27 protein-coding genes, 1 other RNA gene and 2 pseudogenes are annotated in these 20939 nt (G+C 33.2%); 20 read left to right on the forward strand and 10 right to left on the reverse strand.

Features of this window, described 5'->3' with window-relative positions; translation table 11 throughout:
• Positions 1-18 precede the first annotated feature (18 nt).
• The gene (recU, locus tag A9178_RS00850) at positions 19-609 is read right to left on the reverse strand and encodes a Holliday junction resolvase RecU (RefSeq protein WP_068672032.1); all 591 of its coding nucleotides are present in this window, start codon (positions 607-609) and stop codon (positions 19-21) included.
• Positions 610-930: 321 nt separating this feature from the next.
• Positions 931-1038, reverse strand: a complete 108-nt coding sequence (locus A9178_RS19085) for a spore protein (RefSeq protein WP_197482131.1) — start codon at positions 1036-1038, stop codon at positions 931-933.
• Positions 1039-1201: 163 nt separating this feature from the next.
• Here A9178_RS19085 and A9178_RS00855 point away from each other — a divergent pair, with 163 nt between their 5' ends.
• From A9178_RS00855 to A9178_RS00890, 8 genes are all read left to right on the forward strand, one after another.
• Positions 1202-1408 carry a hypothetical protein gene (locus A9178_RS00855; protein ID WP_068672033.1) on the forward strand — a complete coding sequence of 69 codons (207 nt, stop codon included), beginning with the start codon at positions 1202-1204 and terminating at the stop codon, positions 1406-1408.
• Between the two features lie 60 nt (positions 1409-1468).
• Positions 1469-1819 (forward strand): DUF1798 family protein, encoded by a 351-nt coding sequence (locus A9178_RS00860; protein ID WP_068672034.1) that lies wholly within the window; start codon positions 1469-1471, stop codon positions 1817-1819.
• Positions 1820-1831: 12 nt separating this feature from the next.
• A complete protein-coding gene (locus A9178_RS00865; RefSeq protein ID WP_068672035.1) occupies positions 1832-2233 on the forward strand; it encodes a cytidine deaminase in 402 nt (133 codons plus the stop codon).
• Positions 2234-2425: 192 nt separating this feature from the next.
• Entirely contained in the window at positions 2426-2743 is a 318-nt protein-coding gene (gene gpsB / locus A9178_RS00870; protein ID WP_068672036.1) for a cell division regulator GpsB, read from the forward strand.
• A 70-nt stretch (positions 2744-2813) separates the two neighbouring features.
• Positions 2814-3195, forward strand: an RNA gene (gene rnpB / locus A9178_RS00875) — RNase P RNA component class B.
• A gap of 123 nt (positions 3196-3318) precedes the next feature.
• Entirely contained in the window at positions 3319-4455 is a 1137-nt protein-coding gene (locus A9178_RS00880) for a THUMP domain-containing class I SAM-dependent RNA methyltransferase (protein WP_068672037.1), read from the forward strand.
• A 106-nt stretch (positions 4456-4561) separates the two neighbouring features.
• Positions 4562-5650 (forward strand): type III polyketide synthase, encoded by a 1089-nt coding sequence (locus A9178_RS00885; RefSeq protein ID WP_068672038.1) that lies wholly within the window; start codon positions 4562-4564, stop codon positions 5648-5650.
• Positions 5650-6171 (forward strand): isoprenylcysteine carboxyl methyltransferase family protein, encoded by a 522-nt coding sequence (locus A9178_RS00890; protein WP_068672039.1) that lies wholly within the window; start codon positions 5650-5652, stop codon positions 6169-6171. Before A9178_RS00885 ends, A9178_RS00890 begins: the two co-directional genes overlap by 1 nt.
• A 46-nt stretch (positions 6172-6217) precedes the next feature.
• On the opposite strand, the gene A9178_RS00895 is transcribed toward A9178_RS00890, so the two are convergent.
• The 5 genes from A9178_RS00895 to A9178_RS00915 form a co-directional block, all read right to left on the reverse strand.
• Positions 6218-7909, reverse strand: coding sequence for a b(o/a)3-type cytochrome-c oxidase subunit 1 (locus A9178_RS00895; RefSeq protein WP_068672040.1), 1692 nt, complete (start codon positions 7907-7909; stop codon positions 6218-6220).
• Complete coding sequence (locus A9178_RS00900) at positions 7909-8412, reverse strand: cytochrome c oxidase subunit II (RefSeq protein WP_068672041.1); 504 nt, start codon at positions 8410-8412, stop codon at positions 7909-7911. The genes A9178_RS00895 and A9178_RS00900 overlap by 1 nt, the downstream gene beginning before the upstream one ends.
• A 26-nt stretch (positions 8413-8438) precedes the next feature.
• Positions 8439-8573, reverse strand: a complete 135-nt coding sequence (locus tag A9178_RS00905; protein ID WP_068672042.1) for a cytochrome c oxidase subunit 2A — start codon at positions 8571-8573, stop codon at positions 8439-8441.
• 341 nt (positions 8574-8914) lie between these two features.
• Positions 8915-9346, reverse strand: a complete 432-nt coding sequence (locus A9178_RS00910; RefSeq protein ID WP_068672043.1) for a GNAT family N-acetyltransferase — start codon at positions 9344-9346, stop codon at positions 8915-8917.
• A 250-nt stretch (positions 9347-9596) separates the two neighbouring features.
• Positions 9597-9797 (reverse strand): cold-shock protein, encoded by a 201-nt coding sequence (locus A9178_RS00915; protein WP_047185055.1) that lies wholly within the window; start codon positions 9795-9797, stop codon positions 9597-9599.
• Positions 9798-10423: 626 nt separating this feature from the next.
• On the opposite strand from A9178_RS00915, the gene A9178_RS00920 reads away from it, so the two are divergent.
• The 10 genes from A9178_RS00920 to A9178_RS00965 all read left to right on the forward strand — a co-directional run bounded on the left by A9178_RS00920 (position 10424) and on the right by A9178_RS00965 (position 16414).
• Positions 10424-11014, forward strand: coding sequence for an HD domain-containing protein (locus tag A9178_RS00920; protein ID WP_082918038.1), 591 nt, complete (start codon positions 10424-10426; stop codon positions 11012-11014).
• 57 nt (positions 11015-11071) lie between these two features.
• Positions 11072-12028 carry a thymidylate synthase gene (locus A9178_RS00925; protein WP_068672045.1) on the forward strand — a complete coding sequence of 319 codons (957 nt, stop codon included), beginning with the start codon at positions 11072-11074 and terminating at the stop codon, positions 12026-12028.
• Positions 12029-12054: 26 nt separating this feature from the next.
• Positions 12055-12543, forward strand: coding sequence for a dihydrofolate reductase (locus A9178_RS00930; RefSeq protein WP_082918039.1), 489 nt, complete (start codon positions 12055-12057; stop codon positions 12541-12543).
• Positions 12544-12637: 94 nt separating this feature from the next.
• Positions 12638-12844 (forward strand): twin-arginine translocase TatA/TatE family subunit, encoded by a 207-nt coding sequence (tatA, locus tag A9178_RS00935; RefSeq protein WP_068672046.1) that lies wholly within the window; start codon positions 12638-12640, stop codon positions 12842-12844.
• Between the two features lie 140 nt (positions 12845-12984).
• Positions 12985-13140 (forward strand): twin-arginine translocase TatA/TatE family subunit, encoded by a 156-nt coding sequence (locus A9178_RS00940; RefSeq protein WP_068672047.1) that lies wholly within the window; start codon positions 12985-12987, stop codon positions 13138-13140.
• Between the two features lie 70 nt (positions 13141-13210).
• On the forward strand, positions 13211-13975 hold the full coding sequence (gene tatC, locus A9178_RS00945; RefSeq protein ID WP_068672048.1) for a twin-arginine translocase subunit TatC: 765 nt from the start codon (positions 13211-13213) through the stop codon (positions 13973-13975).
• A 14-nt stretch (positions 13976-13989) separates the two neighbouring features.
• On the forward strand, positions 13990-14202 hold the full coding sequence (locus A9178_RS00950) for a YozE family protein (RefSeq protein ID WP_068672049.1): 213 nt from the start codon (positions 13990-13992) through the stop codon (positions 14200-14202).
• A gap of 387 nt (positions 14203-14589) precedes the next feature.
• Positions 14590-15123 (forward strand): VrrA/YqfQ family protein, encoded by a 534-nt coding sequence (gene vrrA / locus A9178_RS00955; protein WP_068672050.1) that lies wholly within the window; start codon positions 14590-14592, stop codon positions 15121-15123.
• Positions 15124-15194: 71 nt separating this feature from the next.
• Entirely contained in the window at positions 15195-16154 is a 960-nt protein-coding gene (msrB, locus tag A9178_RS00960; RefSeq protein WP_068672051.1) for a peptide-methionine (R)-S-oxide reductase MsrB, read from the forward strand.
• 53 nt (positions 16155-16207) lie between these two features.
• Positions 16208-16414: a DUF6501 family protein gene (locus tag A9178_RS00965; RefSeq protein ID WP_068672052.1), complete on the forward strand. Its 207-nt coding sequence runs from the start codon at positions 16208-16210 to the stop codon at positions 16412-16414.
• Between the two features lie 56 nt (positions 16415-16470).
• On the opposite strand, the pseudogene A9178_RS19250 reads toward A9178_RS00965, so the two are convergent.
• Positions 16471-16668, reverse strand: a pseudogene (locus tag A9178_RS19250) (peptidase M14); the annotation flags it as partial.
• Between the two features lie 182 nt (positions 16669-16850).
• Here A9178_RS19250 and A9178_RS00970 point away from each other — a divergent pair.
• Positions 16851-17090 (forward strand): ferredoxin family protein, encoded by a 240-nt coding sequence (locus A9178_RS00970; RefSeq protein ID WP_068672053.1) that lies wholly within the window; start codon positions 16851-16853, stop codon positions 17088-17090.
• Positions 17091-17431: 341 nt separating this feature from the next.
• On the opposite strand, the pseudogene A9178_RS18480 reads toward A9178_RS00970, so the two are convergent.
• Positions 17432-18018 (reverse strand): annotated as a pseudogene (locus A9178_RS18480) (hypothetical protein).
• Positions 18019-18212: 194 nt separating this feature from the next.
• Positions 18213-19157 carry a helix-turn-helix domain-containing protein gene (locus A9178_RS00985; RefSeq protein WP_068672056.1) on the reverse strand — a complete coding sequence of 315 codons (945 nt, stop codon included), beginning with the start codon at positions 19155-19157 and terminating at the stop codon, positions 18213-18215.
• A gap of 426 nt (positions 19158-19583) precedes the next feature.
• On the opposite strand from A9178_RS00985, the gene A9178_RS00990 reads away from it, so the two are divergent.
• Entirely contained in the window at positions 19584-20825 is a 1242-nt protein-coding gene (locus A9178_RS00990) for a tyrosine-type recombinase/integrase (protein ID WP_068672057.1), read from the forward strand.
• Positions 20826-20939: the final 114 nt, after the last annotated feature.

Consider the following 20939-nt stretch of genomic DNA (forward strand, 5'->3'; position numbering starts at 1 on the left):
ATTATGTAATATTAAAAATTAATAATATAATTGATCAATAATTGCTAAATAGTCTACACGTGCTTGGTATTTAAAAGGTATTTCAAAAGCATTTACTTTAAAATGTGAATAGGGAATCGATTTCTTTCCACCATTCATTTTTTCTTTCCAGAATTCCAGGAGTTTTGTTCCTTGTAACAGATATGTTTCATCAAATGTAGAAAATCGAATAATAGTAAAGCAGATACCACCATGATCAATAATAGATTCCATGTGTTTTATTTGATGGTCATGGATATTGGCTAGTGGAAAATAAGTTTTATTTTTTGTTTCTTTTGCTTCAAAATCTACATATTTTCCACGATATAAGCCATTATAATCTGTAGTAGAAGCTTGCTTAAAGTATGCTTCTGTAATGACAGCTGCACTTCGATTGGGATAATTCACTTTAACTATCTGTACTGGTGTTGGTTTTTTATGAATAACTGCCCTATCAGTCTCTAAATAGTACTGATTCGTAATATTAATATCTTCTTCTAGTGACATACCTCTATTACTGAAGCTACGATTAGCGTTTGGTCTACTTTTATTATTTATCATGTTTGTTTTTTTGCCATTTGGATAATTCATCCATATCCCCCTAATCTACAGTATCATACCAAAAAAATAGATGATTGATAACTTTAAACTGCATAATATCCAGTCTAAAAAGGAAATGGGTTTACCTCTATTATATATCATCGGTATAAAAAGCATAGACTTTAAACACAGCAGTTCCTTAAAAAATATAATACGAAATTCTTATTTAAATTATAGGGGTTCATATTGTTAAGGAATATAATGCTATTATGGACATTTATAAAAACGTTTAACACATATAAGACAATATGAGGAAACCAATGGCCATTCAAATACGAACGGCCATTGGTTTTTCAATTACCATATTATATTTTAAGTCGAAGGTCGGTTCGGCCCATTTAATTTCTTATCACCTTTAATTTCTGATTTAGATCTACGTTGTTGTTTTTCCTGTTTTAATATTTGTTTGCTTTTATCCATTTATAAAACCCTCCTTCAATTATATTGTGTCTAAATTCATAAAAAACATTTAGGATTTTCACTTCTTTTGTACGTTTTTTTCTAGTTTTGTCGAAGGGGAAGGAGTTTAGTGGCATTTGCAGAATATGTTGAATACTAACAAAATGGGAAATGGGGTGAGGGTATGTCAGTTGCAGCACGAAAATTGGATCAATACGCGAATGGTGTTTGCATTGATAAATTTGAAACATCCTTACAAGAAATTTCAGACCAAATTCGTATCATGGATCAAAAATTAATCATGAAAACAGAAAATGAAATAACCTATCGTTATGAAAATCAACGTTTTGAAATTTCTAAACTTGAAGATTCTATTAAAAAGTATATTTAATGTCCGCTTTAAAAGAAATATGTTAAAGTTAAAGGGAATATAAATTGAAGGCGGAAGAATATGGATTTAATTAAAAACACCGAGCTACTTTTGAATCATTTGAAGCATCTTCAAGAATTATTTGAGGAAGGTAAGCCTCCGGAGAATATTCGAGATAAAGCTTTCTTCCTCCAAGTAAAAGAGGAAGTAACCCCAATCTATAACTTAGTAGAAGAGTGGGAGGAGCAAGCTTTACGGGCGGTTAAAAATCGTGAGGTTAACATACACCCTCAGCAAATTAATTCTACTAAAGAAAATATGGATTTACTTATTATGCACAGTTATTATAAAGATATACGAAAAAGAAGGTATATGGAGTATTACAAATCGATTCGATATATTTTTGAACAAATAATTCATGAACTACAATAAAGGTGAGTGCTGATGTCTAAAATAAATTTAATGGAAGAAGCAATTAAAATACGAAAAAGTGCCTATGTTCCTTATTCAAAATTTCCTGTTGGTGCTGCTTTAAAAACTAAATCTGGAAAAATATATACTGGTTGTAATATTGAAAATGCTGCTTATACTGTAGGGTGTTGTGCAGAACGAGTTGCTATTTTTAAGGCGTTATCTGAAGGTGAGAATGAATTTATTGAAATGGCAGTTGCTGCGGATACTGAAAGACCTGTTTCACCTTGTGGAGCCTGTCGACAAGTGATGAGTGAATTTTTTAATAAAAATATGAAAATTTATCTAACCAATTTAAATCAAGAAACAAAAGTGGTTAAAATGGAAGAATTATTACCATATTCCTTTGGACAACGTGATTTATTTAGTAGTTGAATGTGATTGATTTAAAAAACAGGGAACTGGGCACTGCATTAGTTTCCTGTTTTAAATGTAATATAGAATTATTTCACTTTTTCAGAAGCATTTGGAGAAAATAGGAAATGGACATGATATAATGTATTTACATATATACGATTTATATTAAAAAAATATATTTAACTAGTGAAGAATTATGAGGTGATACGGATGAGTGTTAAAGGTGTTCGTTTAAGTGGCAAGGCTATTCTTGAAAAAGATTTTAAAACTGGAATGCGAGGATATAATCAAGAAGAGGTAGATGAATTTCTAGATATTATTATTCAAGATTATGATATACTTCAACAGGAAATTAACAGATTACAACAAGAAATCGATAAATTGAAGAAAAACAATAATCATGAACAAACAACAAGGGTAAGAGCACCTCAGCAGCCTACACAAGTAAATTATGATATTTTGAAACGATTATCTAATTTAGAAAAAGCTGTTTTCGGGAAAAAATTTGTTGACTCAGCCGAAAATTAAAACGTTATACCACAATCTACCATTGAATAGTTTGTCTATGCATGTTATGATAAAAACATAATTTTATTAAATACTCAAGTAATCGCTGTATGATTAATCATGCAGAGGAAAGTCCATGCTCACACAGACTGAGATGTTTGTAGTGTTCGTGCTTGACGAATTCATAAGTCAAGGTAACTCATGTAGTTAACGGCAGGATGCATTCCTAAGTCTTTTAGATATGGAATCATATCCTTGAAAGTGCCACAGTGACGTAGCTGAAATGGAAACATTCCAGGTGGAACGAGGTAAACCCCACGAGTGAGCAACCCAAATAATGGTAGGGGCATCCTTTACTAGGGAATTCAACCGAACGAGGGACAAGTATTTTACTTGTAGATAGATGATTACGCCCGGAGTACGAGGTTAGACCGCCGTTTGCAGTACAAAGGTACAGAACATGGCTTATCGAGTATTTAATTGGTCTTAAGTACGTTTAATAAACCTTTTTTATAGCGAATGCTATAGAAAAGGTTTTTTTGCCTTTAAGTGTGGTAAACTATAGTAATAAATTTTTATGTGAAAGGAATTATACGATGCGAACTGTAACATTAATAGCTACTGCGGCAATGGGATTAGAATCCGTTGTGGCAAACGAAGTAAAAAATCTAGGTTATGAGGTACAAGTTGATAATGGTAAAGTAATTTTTGATGCACCAATCTCTGCAATACCGAGATGTAATTTATGGCTTAGAACTGCTGATAGGGTAAAAATCCTAGTAGGGGAGTTTCAAGCTACTTCCTTTGATGAACTATTTGAAGGTACAAAGAAATTACCTTGGGAGGAATACATTCCAGAGGATGGACAATTCCCAGTTTCGGGTAAATCTGTCAAATCCGAATTACATAGTGTACCTGATTGCCAAAAAATAGTAAAAAAATCGATTGCTGAAAAATTAAAATTAAAACATGGTGTGGTTTATAAAATGCCAGAAACTGGCGCGATGTATAAAATTGAGGTATCCATTCTTAAAGATGTTGCAACCTTAACCATAGATACTTCTGGAACCGGCCTTCATAAAAGAGGATATCGGGTAGGACAAGGGGAAGCACCACTAAAAGAAACGATGGCCGCTGCTCTTATCCTGCTAACAAACTGGAAACCTGATGATCCATTTATTGATCCGTTTTGTGGTTCAGGTACGATTCCTATTGAAGCGGCATTAATTGGGCAAAATATCGCACCAGGATTTAATCGGGATTTCGTTTCTGAAGAATGGCCATTCATAAAGAAAAAACACTGGGAAAAGGCATTTGAAGAAGCGGAAGATCAAGCAAACTATGATCAAAAATTATTTATTACAGGTTCTGACATAGACCATAAAATGATTAAAATTTCCGAAGATAATGCGATTGAGGCTGGGTTAGGTGATTTAGTTACTTGGAAGCAAATGCAGGTAAATGACTTATCCATAAAGGCTAATAACGGATATATTGTTGGGAATCCTCCTTATGGTCAGCGCCTAAGTGATAAAGAGTCCGTTGAAGAATTATACCGTGGTTTAGGTATAGTTATGGAAAACCATCCTTCTTGGAGTGTTTATATCTTGACAGCTTATGAAGAATTTGAAAAAGCCTATGGTAAAAATGCGACAAAGAAACGTAAATTATTTAATGGTTTTATTGAGACCAATTATTATCAATATTTCGGTGAGAAAATTAAAGGGGAATAGAGAATTATAATCCTAACTTAGGTAAATAATGATTAGTAGAGATTCAGATAAAATGATCAAATTGTTCATCAATGGGGAAAATAAGATAAAAGGGTGATATTTATCCATGCCTTATATCTGTTCCACAGGCACTGCTACACCACGATATAATATGAGTCAAGAGGAAATTAAACGATTAGTAAAAGATATATTTAGTTATACAACAAGACAAGTGGAAAGATTGCTCCCGGTTTTTGATCATGCATGTGTCCATGATCGCCAATTTGTAGTTGAAAAATCATGGTTTACAAAAGAGCACAGTTTTGAAGAAAAAAATAATTTATTTCAAAAACTAGCAAAGGAATATTCGGTTCAAGCGATTGATCAATGCTTACAGAACCATGATTTTCTTACTGAGTCTATTCCATACGAAGCAATCGATATGATTATATTTGTTTCTAGTTCAGGAATATCAGCTCCTTCGATGGACGTTCATATTATTAATGAACGTCCATTTCGTAAAGATATTAGACGTTTACCTCTATGGGGATTAGGTTGTGCAGGAGGGGCGATGGGTTTATCTACCGCTTTTGATTGGATTTCTTCCAATCCAGATAAAACGGCTCTAGTCGTATGTTGTGAATTATGTAGCCTTACTTTCCAAAAGGGAGATGTGAAGAAGAGTAATATTGTTGGGACTGCCTTATTTGGTGATGGAATAAGTTCCGCTTTAATTATTGGGGAAAAATCTCCATATATAAACCATAGAAAAATAGCATCTCCAAAAATCGTTTCAACGAGTTCCTTTTTAAAACCAGACAGTATCGATGTGATGGGGTGGGATGTTACTAATAGTGGTTTAGAAGTCATCTTTTCAAAGAGTATTCCTTCTCTTGTAGAATCTTTTTGGAAAGAGCACATCGAATCATTTTTACGAGATCAGCACATATCAGAAAGCGATGTTCACTCCTACATTGCTCATCCAGGTGGTAAAAAGGTACTTGAGGCTATGGAAAATGTTTTACAAACCTCTAAGGATAAACTAAAACACTCTTATAATGTGCTATTAGAACATGGAAATATGTCTTCTTCCACTGTTTTCTATGTTTTAGAAGAATGGATGAAGGAAAAAGTGGGCAATAATAATAGAAGTATCCTATCTGCATTAGGACCTGGTTTCAGCTCAGAATTACTATTATTGGAGTGGGATGAATAATGCATAGCTTGTTCTTGTGGTTACTATTTATATTTATTATTGTCCAAAGATCAGCGGAGTTAATAATTGCGAAAAGAAATGAACAATGGATGAAGGCCAACGGTGGGATTGAAAAAGGAAAAGAGCATTATAAATGGTTTGTCGTTGTACATAGTCTGTTTTTTATATCTATTTTCGCTGAAGTTGTAATACGTGGTATAGATGGGTATGTGTTTAATAACTATTTATTTGCCCTTTTTTTGCTTATACAATTAGCAAGGGTTTGGTGTATTCAATCATTGGGAAGATTTTGGAATACAAAAATAATCGTTTTACCGAATGTTGCATTAGTGAAACGGGGGCCATATAAATATATCAAACACCCTAACTATGTTATCGTTGGATTAGAGTTACTAGTTATACCGCTTCTTTTTGGAGCCTTTTATACTGCTATAATGTTCCCTATCTTTCATTTAATGTTAATGAAAATAAGAATCCCTTTAGAGGAAAAGGCTTTAGGAAGGGTAAAAACTAACAAATAAAGAGTTTTATAAAGGACATCTTGAGTGATGTCCTTTTTCTAATTGTTTAATTATTACCAATAGGCCAAGCGAATGGTGCTGACCCTGGTGGTGCGTGTTGAATGATATCGATAATTGGAATAGTGTAAGCAAATAGAATTAATGCAATGGTTATGGTCACCCATAACTTCCATCTCTCCAACCACATTGGCGTTGGCTCTGCATCCATTTCTTCTTTGGCAATTGGAAATTCTTCATTCCCTTTTGGTGAAAAGAAAGCTAATTTTATGAAGATATAGACCATCAGTACTATGCCAATAAATAATATGGTTCCGCCAACCGCTTGGGCTACTTGATATGCTCCCCATTCAGCAACCTGCTCGGAACCACCGTATTCAGAGTAAGCCGATCTTCTTGGGCCTCCTAGTAATCCTTGTATATGCATTGCTGTAGACATAATGGTCATACCTACTGCCCAAAATATAGTCTGGATGATACCAAGTCGATTAATGGTTGGTGTTAGTTTACGACCAGTAAGATGGGGGACTAGCCAATACGTTATTCCGAAAAATGTAAGAATAACAGTTGTAGCTACTGTTAAATGAAAATGTCCTGTAACCCATATTGTATTATGAATAACGGAATTTAACTGATAGGAGGCGTTAATTAGACCACCAGCGCCACCTGGTATGAAGGCAAGCATCCCAATAAATGGAGCTAAGAATCGTACATCCTTCCATGGTAAGTGAACGAACCATCCAAATAGTCCACCGAAGCCTTTTCTTCTACCAGTAATTTCAAATGTAGCAAACATGGAGAATGCTGTCATTAAACTTGGAACAATAACCATAAATGTCAAAATAATTTGTACAAATTTCCACGTTGTTTGAACTCCTGGTTCTGTTAATTGATGATGGAGTCCAACTGGTATGGAGAAAAATAAGAATAACACAAATGATAATCTTGCAAGTGAATCACTAAAGATTTTCCCACCAATAATTTTAGGAATAATTGCATACCACGCCATGTATGCAGGTAGTAACCAAAAATATACGAGTGGGTGTCCGAAGTACCAGAATAAAGTTCTACTTAATAAAACATCTATTGTGGCGGCATATCCTAATGACCAAGGAATGAATTGTAAAAGAACGGATGCTGCTACTCCTAAGGTGGCGATAAACCACATAATCATATTGATTACTACCATGAAAGCAAGTAATGGAGATTTTTCACCTGGATGTTTTTTCTTCCATACATAAAGTTGTCGCCAATTAACAAAACATGCAATCCAACTTCCGATAATTACAAGAGCTAAACCTATATAAAAAGCAGGATGAGCTTGTAACGGAGCGTAAAAGGTATAAAGTACACTTGCTTTTCCATATAAAATCGTAATTGCAGACATTATTGTACCGAGTGTCATTATCCAGAATCCAAGCCAAGCTACACGAAACTGGGTTTCAGAAATTCCAACCGTTTTTCCCATTAATGCATACTGGAAACCGATAATAAAATAAGTAGTTAAAACAAGACCTAATATAACTCCATGCACAGTTAATACTTGATAATAGTCGATTCCTGCTGGTAACGTATAGTAGCCAGAGCGAACAAGAACTTGTAATAACCCCATAAGCCCACCAACAAAAAGTGCGATAAATGCAAAACCGATAAATGACATATAAAGGCGGGATTCTGATTTAGATATCGTTAATGAAAACTTATTATCGTGTTCATATTTTAATAATTTTTCGATAGCCATTATTCAGTCACCTCCACAGTGGCAAACATCATATGATGACCACTACCACAATATTCGTTACATAATAGCGTATATTCGCCCGGTTTGTTTAACGTAACTTCCATACTGCTAATAAATCCAGGTTCAACCATCATGTTTGCATTTGTGCCAGCAATGTTAAATCCGTGAATAACGTCAGGGGTAACTGCTTGAATTAAAACAGTAGATCCTTTTGGTATTTGAATATGTTTAACAGGTTTTCCTTCTTCATCTGTACCTAAATCATAATTAAAAGCGGAAGCAACCACATTCAATACATATTTTCCTTCATCCAATTTTGTTAATCCTAAATTCTCAGGCTTAAAAGTTTCTTCAGCCCCAATGTTTTCTGGATCGATTGTAACCCCATGACTTTGAGGGTGTGTTCCTAAATAGAATGCACCATAAGCAAGAATCAACAAGAAAGCAATTAAGGTACCTACACCAAAAATTAACCACCATTTTTCATATTTGTGTAAATGCATCTTCTTTCCTCCCTATAAAGAAATAGCTAACGAGACAAAAATAATCCAAAGACTCCAAACCATGATGCTACAATAATTAAACCAATAATAGATACAGAGATAATGGTTCCTTTTAGATTTGGTTCTTGTGAAGAAGATTTGGGTAGCGTTTTCTTTTTCATGTTTTCACCCCTTTTAATGATCTATCTGTTTTTATCATACACAATATAAATATAGAATTTAGCTAGGTTTCCAACAATTCACACTTTGTTCAAGAACCCTTATATAACAAGTATTATCGATTTTTCTAACCTTTTGGTTTAATAAGTTTGTGAACATTATGTGATAAAAACGAAGCGTATGTTCTTATGTCGGGATATTCCGTAAAAAATAGCGGTAGGGATACGGAGTGTAAGAAAGGAGAATTTATGAAACACAAGAAAACCCCGCCATTCACTAGTCCTTCAGCAAATGCGAGGTATTCTTATACATAGAACTATATATATATTAAGCTTTCACTACTTCAGATAACAGAATATAATTTTCTAAAGCCTATTACAGAGTCTGTAAACCCTGCTTTCTCATAAAATTGATGTGCGCCTTCTCGGAAAGCGGATGATACGAGAATGGCATAAGCACAATTCTTATCTGTTGCAAATTTATCAAGAGATTCCATTAACTGACGTCCAATTCCTTTTCCTCTGTTTCCATCTTTAACAATGACATCTTCAATGACTAAAAATGGAACTGTTAAACTAATACAACATATTCCAAGTGCAGACCCGACCACTTCATCATTATCCTTCGCAACGAACAAAAAGTAGTTTTCATCAAGTAGTATGTTAGTATATATTTCCAGTGATTGTTCCAAAGAAGTTTCTAGTGGAATAAGTTCTTTATAAAGCTCTAAGAGTTCTGGAATATCTTCTTTTTTTGCCTTTTCTACCTTTACCATAATAAAAACCCATCCTCCTATGTTTTGTTATGTGACTATGTAGCATAAATACATTTGCAATTTCTACAGTCATATATGGAAATCAACACAAGGAATAATATATCATGTTAACTTTTGATCCAGCAATATTAAATCCAGAGTACCACCGGGATAATCATTCAAAATTAGGCAGAAAGGGGATAAATAGAGCACGAAAAAAGCGGAACCTCTTTTGAGAATTCCGCTTTATTATATAGGTCAACCATTTTTTTTATTTTTTTACAACGTTTGCAGCTTGTGGGCCACGTTCGCCTTCTACAATTTCAAAAGATACTTCTTGTCCTTCTTCTAAAGATTTGAAACCTTCTTCTTGAATTGCAGAATAATGTACGAATACATCATTTCCGTCTTCTAATTGAATGAATCCATAGCCTTTTTCAGCGTTAAACCATTTTACTACACCATTTTGCATTTACAATCCTCCTAAAAACTTTCACGTAATAAAGGTTGTTCAAAAAAGTTCGGCGAAAATGACACTTCGGTTCAAGGACCTTCGACTAAGTTCCGTCACGTCCTGTGACGAACGTCGAAACTCACCACATCCGGTGGAAGCTCGTTGGCAAGACTCACCGGTACTCACGTATTAATTGCATACGTTCCGGTTCTTAGAAAACTTGGCGTTCGCCATGCCCTTCAGCGAAAGCCTTAGTTGCACTTATGCAGAAATGTCTTCTTTTCTGCCTCAAAGCTACGCCTCCTCGAACTGCTTGGTCCTTTTCATCCTCCTTTTTGAACACGCACTAATACGTGTTAATACAAAGTAGAGAAACAAAAACATTAAATAAAAAAAGGCAATCTTCTTCTAGAAGTGTAGGATCATTATTACATCCGCTTCTATAGGAAGTTGCCTGTTTATTAATGAATCCGTACATCTTCTTTGCTTATGCCTAATATAGCTTATTTGAAAGCGTTAGTCAAGAAATTGCTACCATAATTTACTAAATCATATATGAATGTTTTTCTCTACATTTATAACGTTTACAAAATCAGAAATTTTATACATAATAATATAGTTAGAATGAAAATGGAGTGTGTATGATGAAAAAAGATGAACAATTGAATGCAATACAACAATATGTTAAAGGGCTTTTTAGGATGGATGTTACTGGTCATGACTTTTATCATATGAAAAGGGTTGCGAATACGGCCAAATTCCTAGCCGAATATGAGAATGCGGATAGTTTCCTTTGCGAAGCGGCAGCATGGTTGCATGATGTCGGGGACCATAAGCTCTTTCAACAACCGAATCAAGTAAGAGAAGAAATGAATCTATTTCTAAAAACTATTTCGATGAGCGATAAGGAAGTAGAGACGATTAATGCCATTATACAAAACATATCTTTTAGTAAAGGGAACATACCAGAAACGTTAGAAGGTAGGATTGTTCAGGATGCTGATCGATTAGATGCTATCGGAGCGGTTGGTATAGCCCGGACATTTGCATACGGGGGAGCAAATAGTCAGTTTATTTACAATGAAAATCCTCAAAAAACATCTATACAACATTTTTATGATAAACTTCTACATTTAAAGGATAAAATGAATACGGAAAAAGCAAAACAGATGGCTACTGATCGCCATCAATTTATGGAACAATTTTTAGACCAATTTCATAAAGAATGGTCGTAAATTGTTGAATTGTGTTAATATAGTATATTGAATAGTTTTTAAGATGGAGGTTATTCCGTGATAAAAGGCGAGCAAGCTTATTTAGATTTATGTCAACATATATTAGAAAATGGTAATAAACGTGATGACCGAACAAATACTGGAACTTATTCGATTTTTGGACATCAAATGAGATTTGATTTAAAAGAAGGATTTCCTTTACTAACTACGAAAAGAATTCCATTTAAATTAATTGTTTCCGAACTCCTTTGGTTTATTAAAGGAGACACTAATATTCGTTACTTACTACAACATAATAATAATATTTGGAATGAATGGGCATTTGAAAAATGGGTGAAGAGTGATGAATATACTGGCCCTGACATGACGAACTTCGGAATTAGATGCCAACAGGATCCCGAATTTAATAAGCTTTACCGAGAACAAATGTCTTTATTTAAGGAAAAGATTTTAACAGATGATGCATTTTCTGAAAAGTATGGTCACCTTGGTTCTGTTTATGGAAAACAGTGGAGAAATTGGAAAACATCTCAAAACGAAACGATTGATCAATTAAAGGATTTAATCGAAGGAATTAAACATAATCCAAATTCAAGGAGACATATTGTTTCAGCATGGAATCCAGAAGATATTCCCAATATGGCACTACCACCATGTCATACACTATTCCAATTCTATGTAGCTGATGGAAAATTATCTTGTCAACTATACCAAAGAAGTGGAGATGTCTTCCTAGGTGTACCATTTAATATTGCGAGTTATGCATTACTAACTCATCTAATAGCACACGAGTGCAACCTAGAGGTCGGTGAGTTTGTTCACACATTAGGAGATGCTCATATTTATTCCAATCATGTCGAACAGGTCCAAATTCAACTTAAACGTGATTTAAGAGCCTTTCCAATTTTAAAACTTAATCAGGAAAAACAATCTATTTTTGAATATGAAGCGGATGATATTGAAGTGGTTGATTATAATCCACACCCAACCATTAAAGCGCCAATTGCTGTATAGAATATAGACTAGCAGGAGTGATAGAAGTGATTTCACTATTAGTAGCTATGGATAAAAATCGAGTTATTGGTGCCAATAATGATTTACCTTGGCATCTTCCTAAGGATTTAAAATTTTTTAAAGAAAAAACCACTGGGAATACAATTATTATGGGTAGAAAGACATTTGAATCCATTGGCAAGGCTTTACCAAATCGTAGAAATGTAGTTTTAACAAAGAAGAGTTCTCATTTTCCCGAGAATATTGAGATCATAGCGGATTTGGAAACCGTAGTAGAATGGAATAAAACAGACCCAGATGAAGAGTTGTTTGTTATTGGTGGGGGAAATATATTCAATCAAGTTTTGCCTCTTGCAGATCGTATGTATATTACTTGGATTGAAGACGAATTTGATGGTGATACTTATTTTCCGTCGTTCTCTGATTCGGACTGGGTTTTAACTACTAAAGTAAAAGGGGATAAGGATGAAAAAAATCCTTTTGACTATTATTTTTTACAATATGATAGAAGATAATGAGTTATACTTGTCTACCCGAAGGCTAACGTGGTAATATAAAATTAAAATAGTAAAAGGTTTACATAAGTATATTAACAAAAGAGGTGTCCATATGAGCTTAGGAGCTATTGGAGTTCCCGGTTTAATATTAATTTTAATTATTGCTTTAGTTGTTTTTGGACCAAAAAAATTACCGGAAATTGGAAAAGCTGCCGGTGAAACATTAAGAGAATTTAAGAAGTCTGCAAAAGATATAACTGGTGATGCTAAAGAAGAAATTGATGAAGCAAAAGCTGCTGTAACTGATAAAAATCAATAGAAGCTTGGTTCCCGTCAAGCTTTTCAGCGGTAGCCTTAGTTGACTTATACAAACCTTTATGGTGGGGCGAGTAATCGAAGCCCTAGGAAGAAAGTTTTATACTTTCCTACCTGCTAAATAATCTTTTTGGAGTGTTTAGAATGAGTATTGGGTTTCCGGGACTAATATTAATTTTAATTGTTGCTTTAGTTATTTTTGGTCCTTCCAAATTGCCTGAAATTGGAAAGGCTTTTGGCTCATCTTTAAAAGAGTTTAAAAAAGCAGTTCAAGGTGTGAGCGAAGAAACGAAAAAGTAGCATATTCTTAGTCGAAGGTGTAAGGCTCTAAGCTTACATCTTCTTTTGTTCTTATGGAAGGAGTGTTAATATGGGGAAAAACCGTAAAAATAAAAAAGAAAAAGATATGGACGTTGTTAGCCATTTATCCGAACTGAGAAATAGGATTATTGTAACAGGAGTATTCTTTATTCTGATTTTTATTGCAGGTTTTATTTATATTGAAGATATTTATTGGTTTTTCGCTAAAGAACTTGATTTTAAGTTAACAGCTATAAGTCCTGGAGAAATTATATGGATTTATTTTTCTCTTGCTGGTGTAATTGCTCTTGCGGGAACATTGCCGATTATTGCTTATCAAATTTGGGCTTTTGTAAAACCGGGATTGACACCTCATGAAAGGAAGGTTACACTCCCTTACATACCTGCTGTTTTTATTTTATTTTTAGCAGGAATGGTTTTTGGTTATTTTCTATTCACGCAATTTATTATCCCGTTTCTGCTAAATTTAAATAATGGGATGTTTGATATCATGTTTACGGTTGATGGATATTTTAAATTTTTAATGCGTGTAACACTTCCGCTAGCAGCTTTATTTGAATTACCAATTATTGTCATGTTCTTAACTAACTTAGGAATATTGAGTCCTGATCTCATGAAAAAAACAAGAAGATATGCTTATTTTCTACTGATTGTTATTAGCACGATGATTACTCCACCGGATTTCTTTTTACCATTATTAGTTTCGGTGCCACTCATAATAATTTATGAAATTAGCATTACCTTATGTAGTCGAGTATTTCGTAACAAGCAAAAAAAGCATGAAGAATATATGAAATCGGAAAGTGTATATTAGGAAGGGGGAAAGATATGCGTTCTTTTTACCAATTTTTAATGACCTATAGAGGAAAGAAAACCCCTGATGACCAAAGCAATTTAGCAGACTGGGCTTTTCGTGAACATAATTTCCCTAAACACTCTTCTAATTACCACGAAATTAGCAACTATCTAGAATGGAATAGTCCTTTTCCGAATGCGCTTGTTGTATTTGATGAACTTTGGGATACTTATACCGAGAGTTAATAAAAAATATTCAGTAGTAATAATAATGCTACTGAATGTTTTTTTTATATGGAACCTATATAAGACACCTTTATAGGAATCTTACAGATGATTAAATTTCCTTATGCAACATAGGACAAATTCCGTTGATTCTAAAAAATAACGACTCAATAATTCAAAAGACAACATTACATTACAAAAATGAATGAAGAGATATAAATTTCTTGTAACTTATTGCGCTTACCCAGGAAATAATAGAATATTTCATCAGTTTATAAGTGATTTAAGCCCATTTTAGCCTACACACTTTATAGTTGTTTAACGTAAAATAGGTTAGATATAAGAATTAAATTTTACCGGTTTCACCTCCGAAAAGTTAGTTATCATGTAATGTGGAAGGGGATCAATATGTTATTACCAACTCAAAGACAACAAAACAACAGGTACCCAATGCCACCACCTCGGAATCAATTAGGTTTCGGCAGACCACAACCTCCAAATAGAGGCTTCGCACCTCGTTCAAGGTCACTTCCGACTAACACTGGTAAAGGAAATTTATTAAAGAAACTTTTAGGATCTCAACAACAAATCGGAACTGGAGGAATATCAGGGGGAGGGGGGCTTTCTAATACTCTAGCAAATATTCAACAAGTATTAAATGTTGTTCAGTCTACAGCCCCAATCGTTCAAGAATATGGACCAATGATTAAAAACCTCCCAGCGATGTACCGAATGATGAAGGCATTTAAAGACTTAGATCAAATAGAAGATAAATCTGAAAACAATAGCGAAAAAGAGGAGAATAATATAGAATTAAATTCCGATGAATTAGCAGATGATTCTTTAAGTACTGAAGAGAAAATATCAGAAAGTCCTAAAAAGGAAACATCACAAAATTCGAACGAAGCAAAAGGCCTTTCGACTCCAAAATTATTTATTTAAGCAGGGTACTTGCATTTTTCAATAAAAAAAGGAAGAATAGAAATAAATATCGTAATAATGGAGGTACGAAAATGGCTTCAAATTTAGAAAAGGCGACTTTTGCTGGCGGCTGCTTCTGGTGTATGGTTGAACCATTTGACACTAGACCCGGTGTAGAAAGTGTAATCTCTGGATATACTGGTGGGGATATAGAAGATCCTACGTATGAACAAGTCTGTTCGAATACAACAGGGCATGTAGAAGCTGTTCAAATAACATTTGACTCAGCCATCATGCCATATGAACGGCTTGTTGATACGTTTTGGCAACAAATTGATCCAACAGATGCAGGTGGACAATTTCATGATCGTGGAGAGTCATATCAAACTGCAATTTTCTATCACAATGATGAACAAAAAGAAATTGCTGAACGTTCAAAGAGAGCGCTAGAGGAAAGCGGAAGATTTTCTAAACCAATTGCAACAAAAATTTTGGCAGCTAAACCATTTTATCCCGCAGAAGAGAATCATCAGGATTATTATAAAAAGCAATCTTTCCATTATCGATTATACAAAAAAGGATCCGGAAGAGAAGATTATATTAAGTCAACATGGGGGATGAACGTAGATAAGTCTAAGTTAAAAGAGCAGCTTTCTCCCATTCAATATCATGTAACTCAGGAAAATGGAACGGAAAGACCTTTTCAAAATGAATATTGGAATAACATGCAAGAAGGAGTATATGTTGACATCATCTCTGGTGAAGTTTTATTTTCTTCCAAGGATCAATATGATGCGGGCTGTGGTTGGCCAAGCTTTACAAAACCAGTTGATCGTTATCAAGTAACGGAACATCTAGATCAATCACATAGCATGATACGTACAGAAGTTCGTAGTCGGAAAGCCGATTCACATCTAGGTCATGTATTTGAAGATGGTCCAAGGGAGACCGGGGGCTTGCGGTATTGCATGAATTCGGCTGCGATGAAGTTTATCCCTAAAGAAGAGATGAAAGAAAAAGGATATGCAAATTATTTATATTTATTTGAGTAGAAATAAGTTAACCATAACTTTATTATGTTAACTAGTAAACGGAGTGATAAAAAATGATGCATTTAAAATGGGAAAATAACGAGACAATGAAACAAATTGAGTGTGTGCACGCGAATGCAAAGAAATTTATGGTAGATAATAAATTGACACCTGGAAAAATCTACGATGTGAAAAATGAGACGGAAGAATTTTATTTTATAAAAGATAATAGCAATCGAATTGGCGGTTATTTAAAAGATTATTTTAAAGAAGTGAAATAGCAAGGGAAAGTTCTACACCCAAAAGTTAGAATGGAGTCTAACTTTTGGGGTGTTACTTATAAATACAGATTTGCTAACATTATTCCTAAAGTTTCTTCATAAATCTTAGGGAATTGTGATATTGGTAATGGATTGACACCACTTCCAAGTTCTACTGTAAAGCCTGGTCGTCTGAATTCCTGAATAAACCAATCTTTATAACCAGCATAACTGTCTACAAATTGAATTGGCGTATATCCACTGACACGACTATAGGAATGTCTTGGTGGAACATATGCAAATTATTATAGCGGCACGGTAATTAGATGCTAGCCGGGATAGATTTTAATACTTTTTCCTACCTGCTAAAAAAGGTGAATCTTTTATTTTTTTGTAGAAATAAGTTATACTTACTAATGGATCATAGTATTTGCAATTAAGGTAGGAGGAGATCGTATTGGCTTTTATCATAACATCACCATGTAAAACAGAAAAAGCTGGAGAATGTGTAGAAGTTTGTCCTGTAGACTGCATTGAAGAAGGAGAAGATATGTTCTATATCGATCCTGATATATGTATAGATTGCGGTGCATGTGAAGCTGTATGTCCTGTAGAAGCTATTTTTATGGAAGACGAAGTTCCGGAAGCAGAAACGGAATATATCGAATTAAACCGTAAATTCTTTGAGGATAGATAGATAATCTGTGGAAAGTCACTACTATAGTAGTATGTGGCTTTTTTTATGCTTTTAATTATGTAAACTAACCGTTAAGGTTTATAAAAATTCACGTGAGGATTTGAGAAAAAATAAAAATTTAAAACGATAAAACTTTAGAATTATTAAAGTAAATTATTTGTAAACGTACATAATGGAATGTGTTAATTGCTCAGAACATAATTCTTTTAAAAAAATAATTTTATCTCACTATCTTAAGTATACTTTGATTTTGAGATGGATTTTAAGTTTTACTAATGACTTCTTATAATAAATATTATGTAAACCCGGATGTGAGTAAAAAAATATAGTGGTCTAAACCACTAAAGACCTATTCTCTCTTTTATTTTATTAAATTTATTTTTAAATACATTATCATTTTTTATCCATCGTTTAAATGTTGCAGGCTTTATATTTATACGCTCACATGTATGATAAATAGATTCGGTTTGTGTATAGATATTAAGAAAGTTTATTTTTCTCTCTTCAACGGCTGCAATTGAATTGTTGTGAGTGGAATCCTGTAATTCTTCCAAATTAAGTGTTTCCTTATTAAACGTTTCGTACTTTCTCCTTAAGTAAATATTTTTATCTCTTCCAAGATGTATTTTTCTTTTTGCGAAATGCTAACTGTTTGTAAATCACGGGTAATTGTTCCATCAGCAATGAAGAATCCCAGAATGTAAGCCATATTATTCGACCATTTTTTAAAGTAATCTTCTTTTAGTGTGTATTTTCGTTTCCAGCTCCCCCTTGGCCTTTTCTCTACATTATGTTTACTTAATAGGTCACGGATATACCTTGCTGAAACATTTGCGCGTTCTGCAATTTTAGTAGTACTCTCCCCTTTTTTGTACATTAGAATGATTTCTTCTGTACTTAAAGTCCGTTTTCGCAATTTCTCACTCATGAAATTTCCCCTTTCAAATATTAATAAAAATTCGAATATACGTTCTGTATCTATTTTAACATATTTAAAGGAAAGTACATAATTATGAGAGTAATGGTTGATAAGGGGTTACTATTAAAAATGGATAAATTGAAGGATTTATATTTCCCCAATTTATCTATTTTCTCCCTATGTATCAGTTAATATGAAAACAATTATTTGTTTAGATAATCGTCTAAGATATCCAAGATTAATTCATTCATCGATATCCCTTGCTTATCTGCTAATCCCTTCATTTTTTTCTTTTGCTCAGTTGTTGGATAAATAGTAACCCGCTCTACACCACTATCTAACAAAATACCATTATGGCGACGGGTTATTTTTCCAGATTTTATATGTTCTTCTATAAGGGCAAAGTGTTCATCGTTTTGTTTTAATAGAAATGGCTTTACGTATACATCAATATGACCATCCCCTTCATGTATCTTCATATTTCTATGACCAACAGAACGATAAAAAGATTCTATTACTTCATATATAAAGGAGTGTAGGGAAGATGGTTGTTCGAACCGGAAATGTACATAACCCGGCTTATTAATGATCTTCTTATCTTGAAAGCGCTCTAATGGAATAAAACCATTTTGCTTCATGTTTTTTAAATCTATTTTTTCTCCACTATCTGATAGAAGAATGCCATCCTCTTTAGTAAACTCTATTATCCTAGCCTTTTCTTTTGTCTGTTCATTTAAAAAGGATTGGAATAAGTAATACTGCCATTTGGGATGATAAAAATCAGTATACCTATTATGAGAAGAATATGTTTCCTTAAGTTCCCTTAATATATCTTCTTGTACAAAATAGGTCATACGTCCACGATAGCGAACTTTCTCGGCGGGTATTTTCCCTTCTTTAATTTGTTTAGAAATCGTCGTTTGGTGCACCCCAAGTATTTTTGCAACTTGAGAAGTGGTATAGCCGTTAGGTCTTTCATTCTCTATTTTTTCTACATCTGTTTCATAAAATAACATCGTTTCATCAACAGACCAATCCTCATAAACTGGGGTTAACTTTTTATTTTTTACATATTGATAGATTGTTGTAACAGTTACATCCAATCTCTTAGCAACTTCTTTAGTACTTAATAAAGGTATTTGTTCCACGTTGCTCCCCTCCTATTTTAAAAAACAAATCAATTTAATACAGGACATATTTATGCTTCCTTAACCAAAGAATATATGTATAAATCTATATATCTATTAAAGTTTGATTCTAAATAAATATATTATTTATATTGTTAATATAGTTTACCATTACTATTCTCGCCTATTTAAGTTTAATCATAATTGTTTTAGTTGTCTACTTATTTGAAATAAATATGAAAGAACTAAATAATAATTTACTTCTATTATACTTTTATGTATTGGACAAATAAAAGTATTTTTCCATTACTTATTAAAACAGCAATAAAGTAGAAGAATAATATGCTATGATAGTAATAAAAGAGTCCTATATAACTATAAAAGTATTAAATAAGAATATACTAATCTACTAATAAATATGTTACATGACAAAGGAGATTATATATAATGTCTTCATTAAATAAAAATGGGAAGTTTATTATGCACATAGAAAATTCATCAACGAAACTTCAATCTAGTGATTTAAATAAAAAGAATGAGATAGTGAAATCTTTGCTCGATAAAACCTACTTGAATGATTTTTATTTACAAATATTTGAGAACGATTATGCCGACTATACAAAATTTAATGATATAGAAATGATTTATTTATATGTTCATGAAGAAAAAGATCAAGATGATGATAAAAATACGCAGGAAAATACAAAGAGAGAGTATGTTAGGGATTTATTACAAGCTTACTTAACTTTTCGTAATTATAAGGAACTATTTAATCTACCTTACATAGGAGGAGATTCTCTCTTTCGTTTAATTAAGGAAAAACAAATAAGACAATACCAAAATTGGTTGAAAACTGCTCCACTTGGAAAAGGGAACAAACCTTATTCGATAGCAACTATATCTAAAAAAACGACTGTATTAAAATCCTTTCTACATTATTTATATAGGAAGAAATACATCAAGGAACCCATACATGAAGCATTTATATCCGCCAAGGTTGGTAAAAAAGACAGACCAAACCGGGATATAACAAAAGAAGAAGTAATTCAACTGCTTGACCATTATAAAAATCAACCAATTATCCATGGGTTATTGGCAGTACTAATAACAACTGGTGCAAGAATAGAAGAAATTTGTACAGTGAATATAAGCGACATAACATTAGAAAAGAATGAAAGAACTGAGGAATATCATTATTGGATGGAAGTTACTGGAAAGGGAAACAAAAAGCGGACTCTCTTAATTCACGATAATGTATTTGAAGCTATTGTAAGGTTTCGCAAAAGAAGGAGATTGGATACCGTTTTATCTCCAACGGATCACTCACCTTTATTCACAACACCTAAAGGAATAGCATATCGGCCTAAAAATTTATCTATGTTTATTAATAAACATATAAATAATGCGGATGTTCCGTTTGTACAAGTAAATAATATGTTAAAAGAACAGGATGCTGCAGGTATACTGAAAGGAAAAGATAAAAACAAAATAAGGTCCCTAACTCCTCATACTTTAAGACATGGATTTGCAATTATTAGTGCTGAAAATGATAGTGACGTCTATCGCATTATGCAAACTCTAGGACATGAAAATTTAGAAACAACCATGATCTACCTAGAAAATAAACAATCCAAAACCCATAATGTTGGCCATGCATGGAAAAATAATGATGTGTTACTTCATATTTAATAAATACGACTCCTGGTGATTTTAGATTCACAGACTACCTTGTCTCTACGGATTACTATAATAATCTGTGTACTTGGAATTAAAAATAAAAAGACTGAAGTTCTTCAAAGTAAG

This window comes from Oceanobacillus sp. Castelsardo (assembly GCF_001659985.1).
Taxonomy (GTDB): domain Bacteria; phylum Bacillota; class Bacilli; order Bacillales; family Amphibacillaceae; genus Oceanobacillus.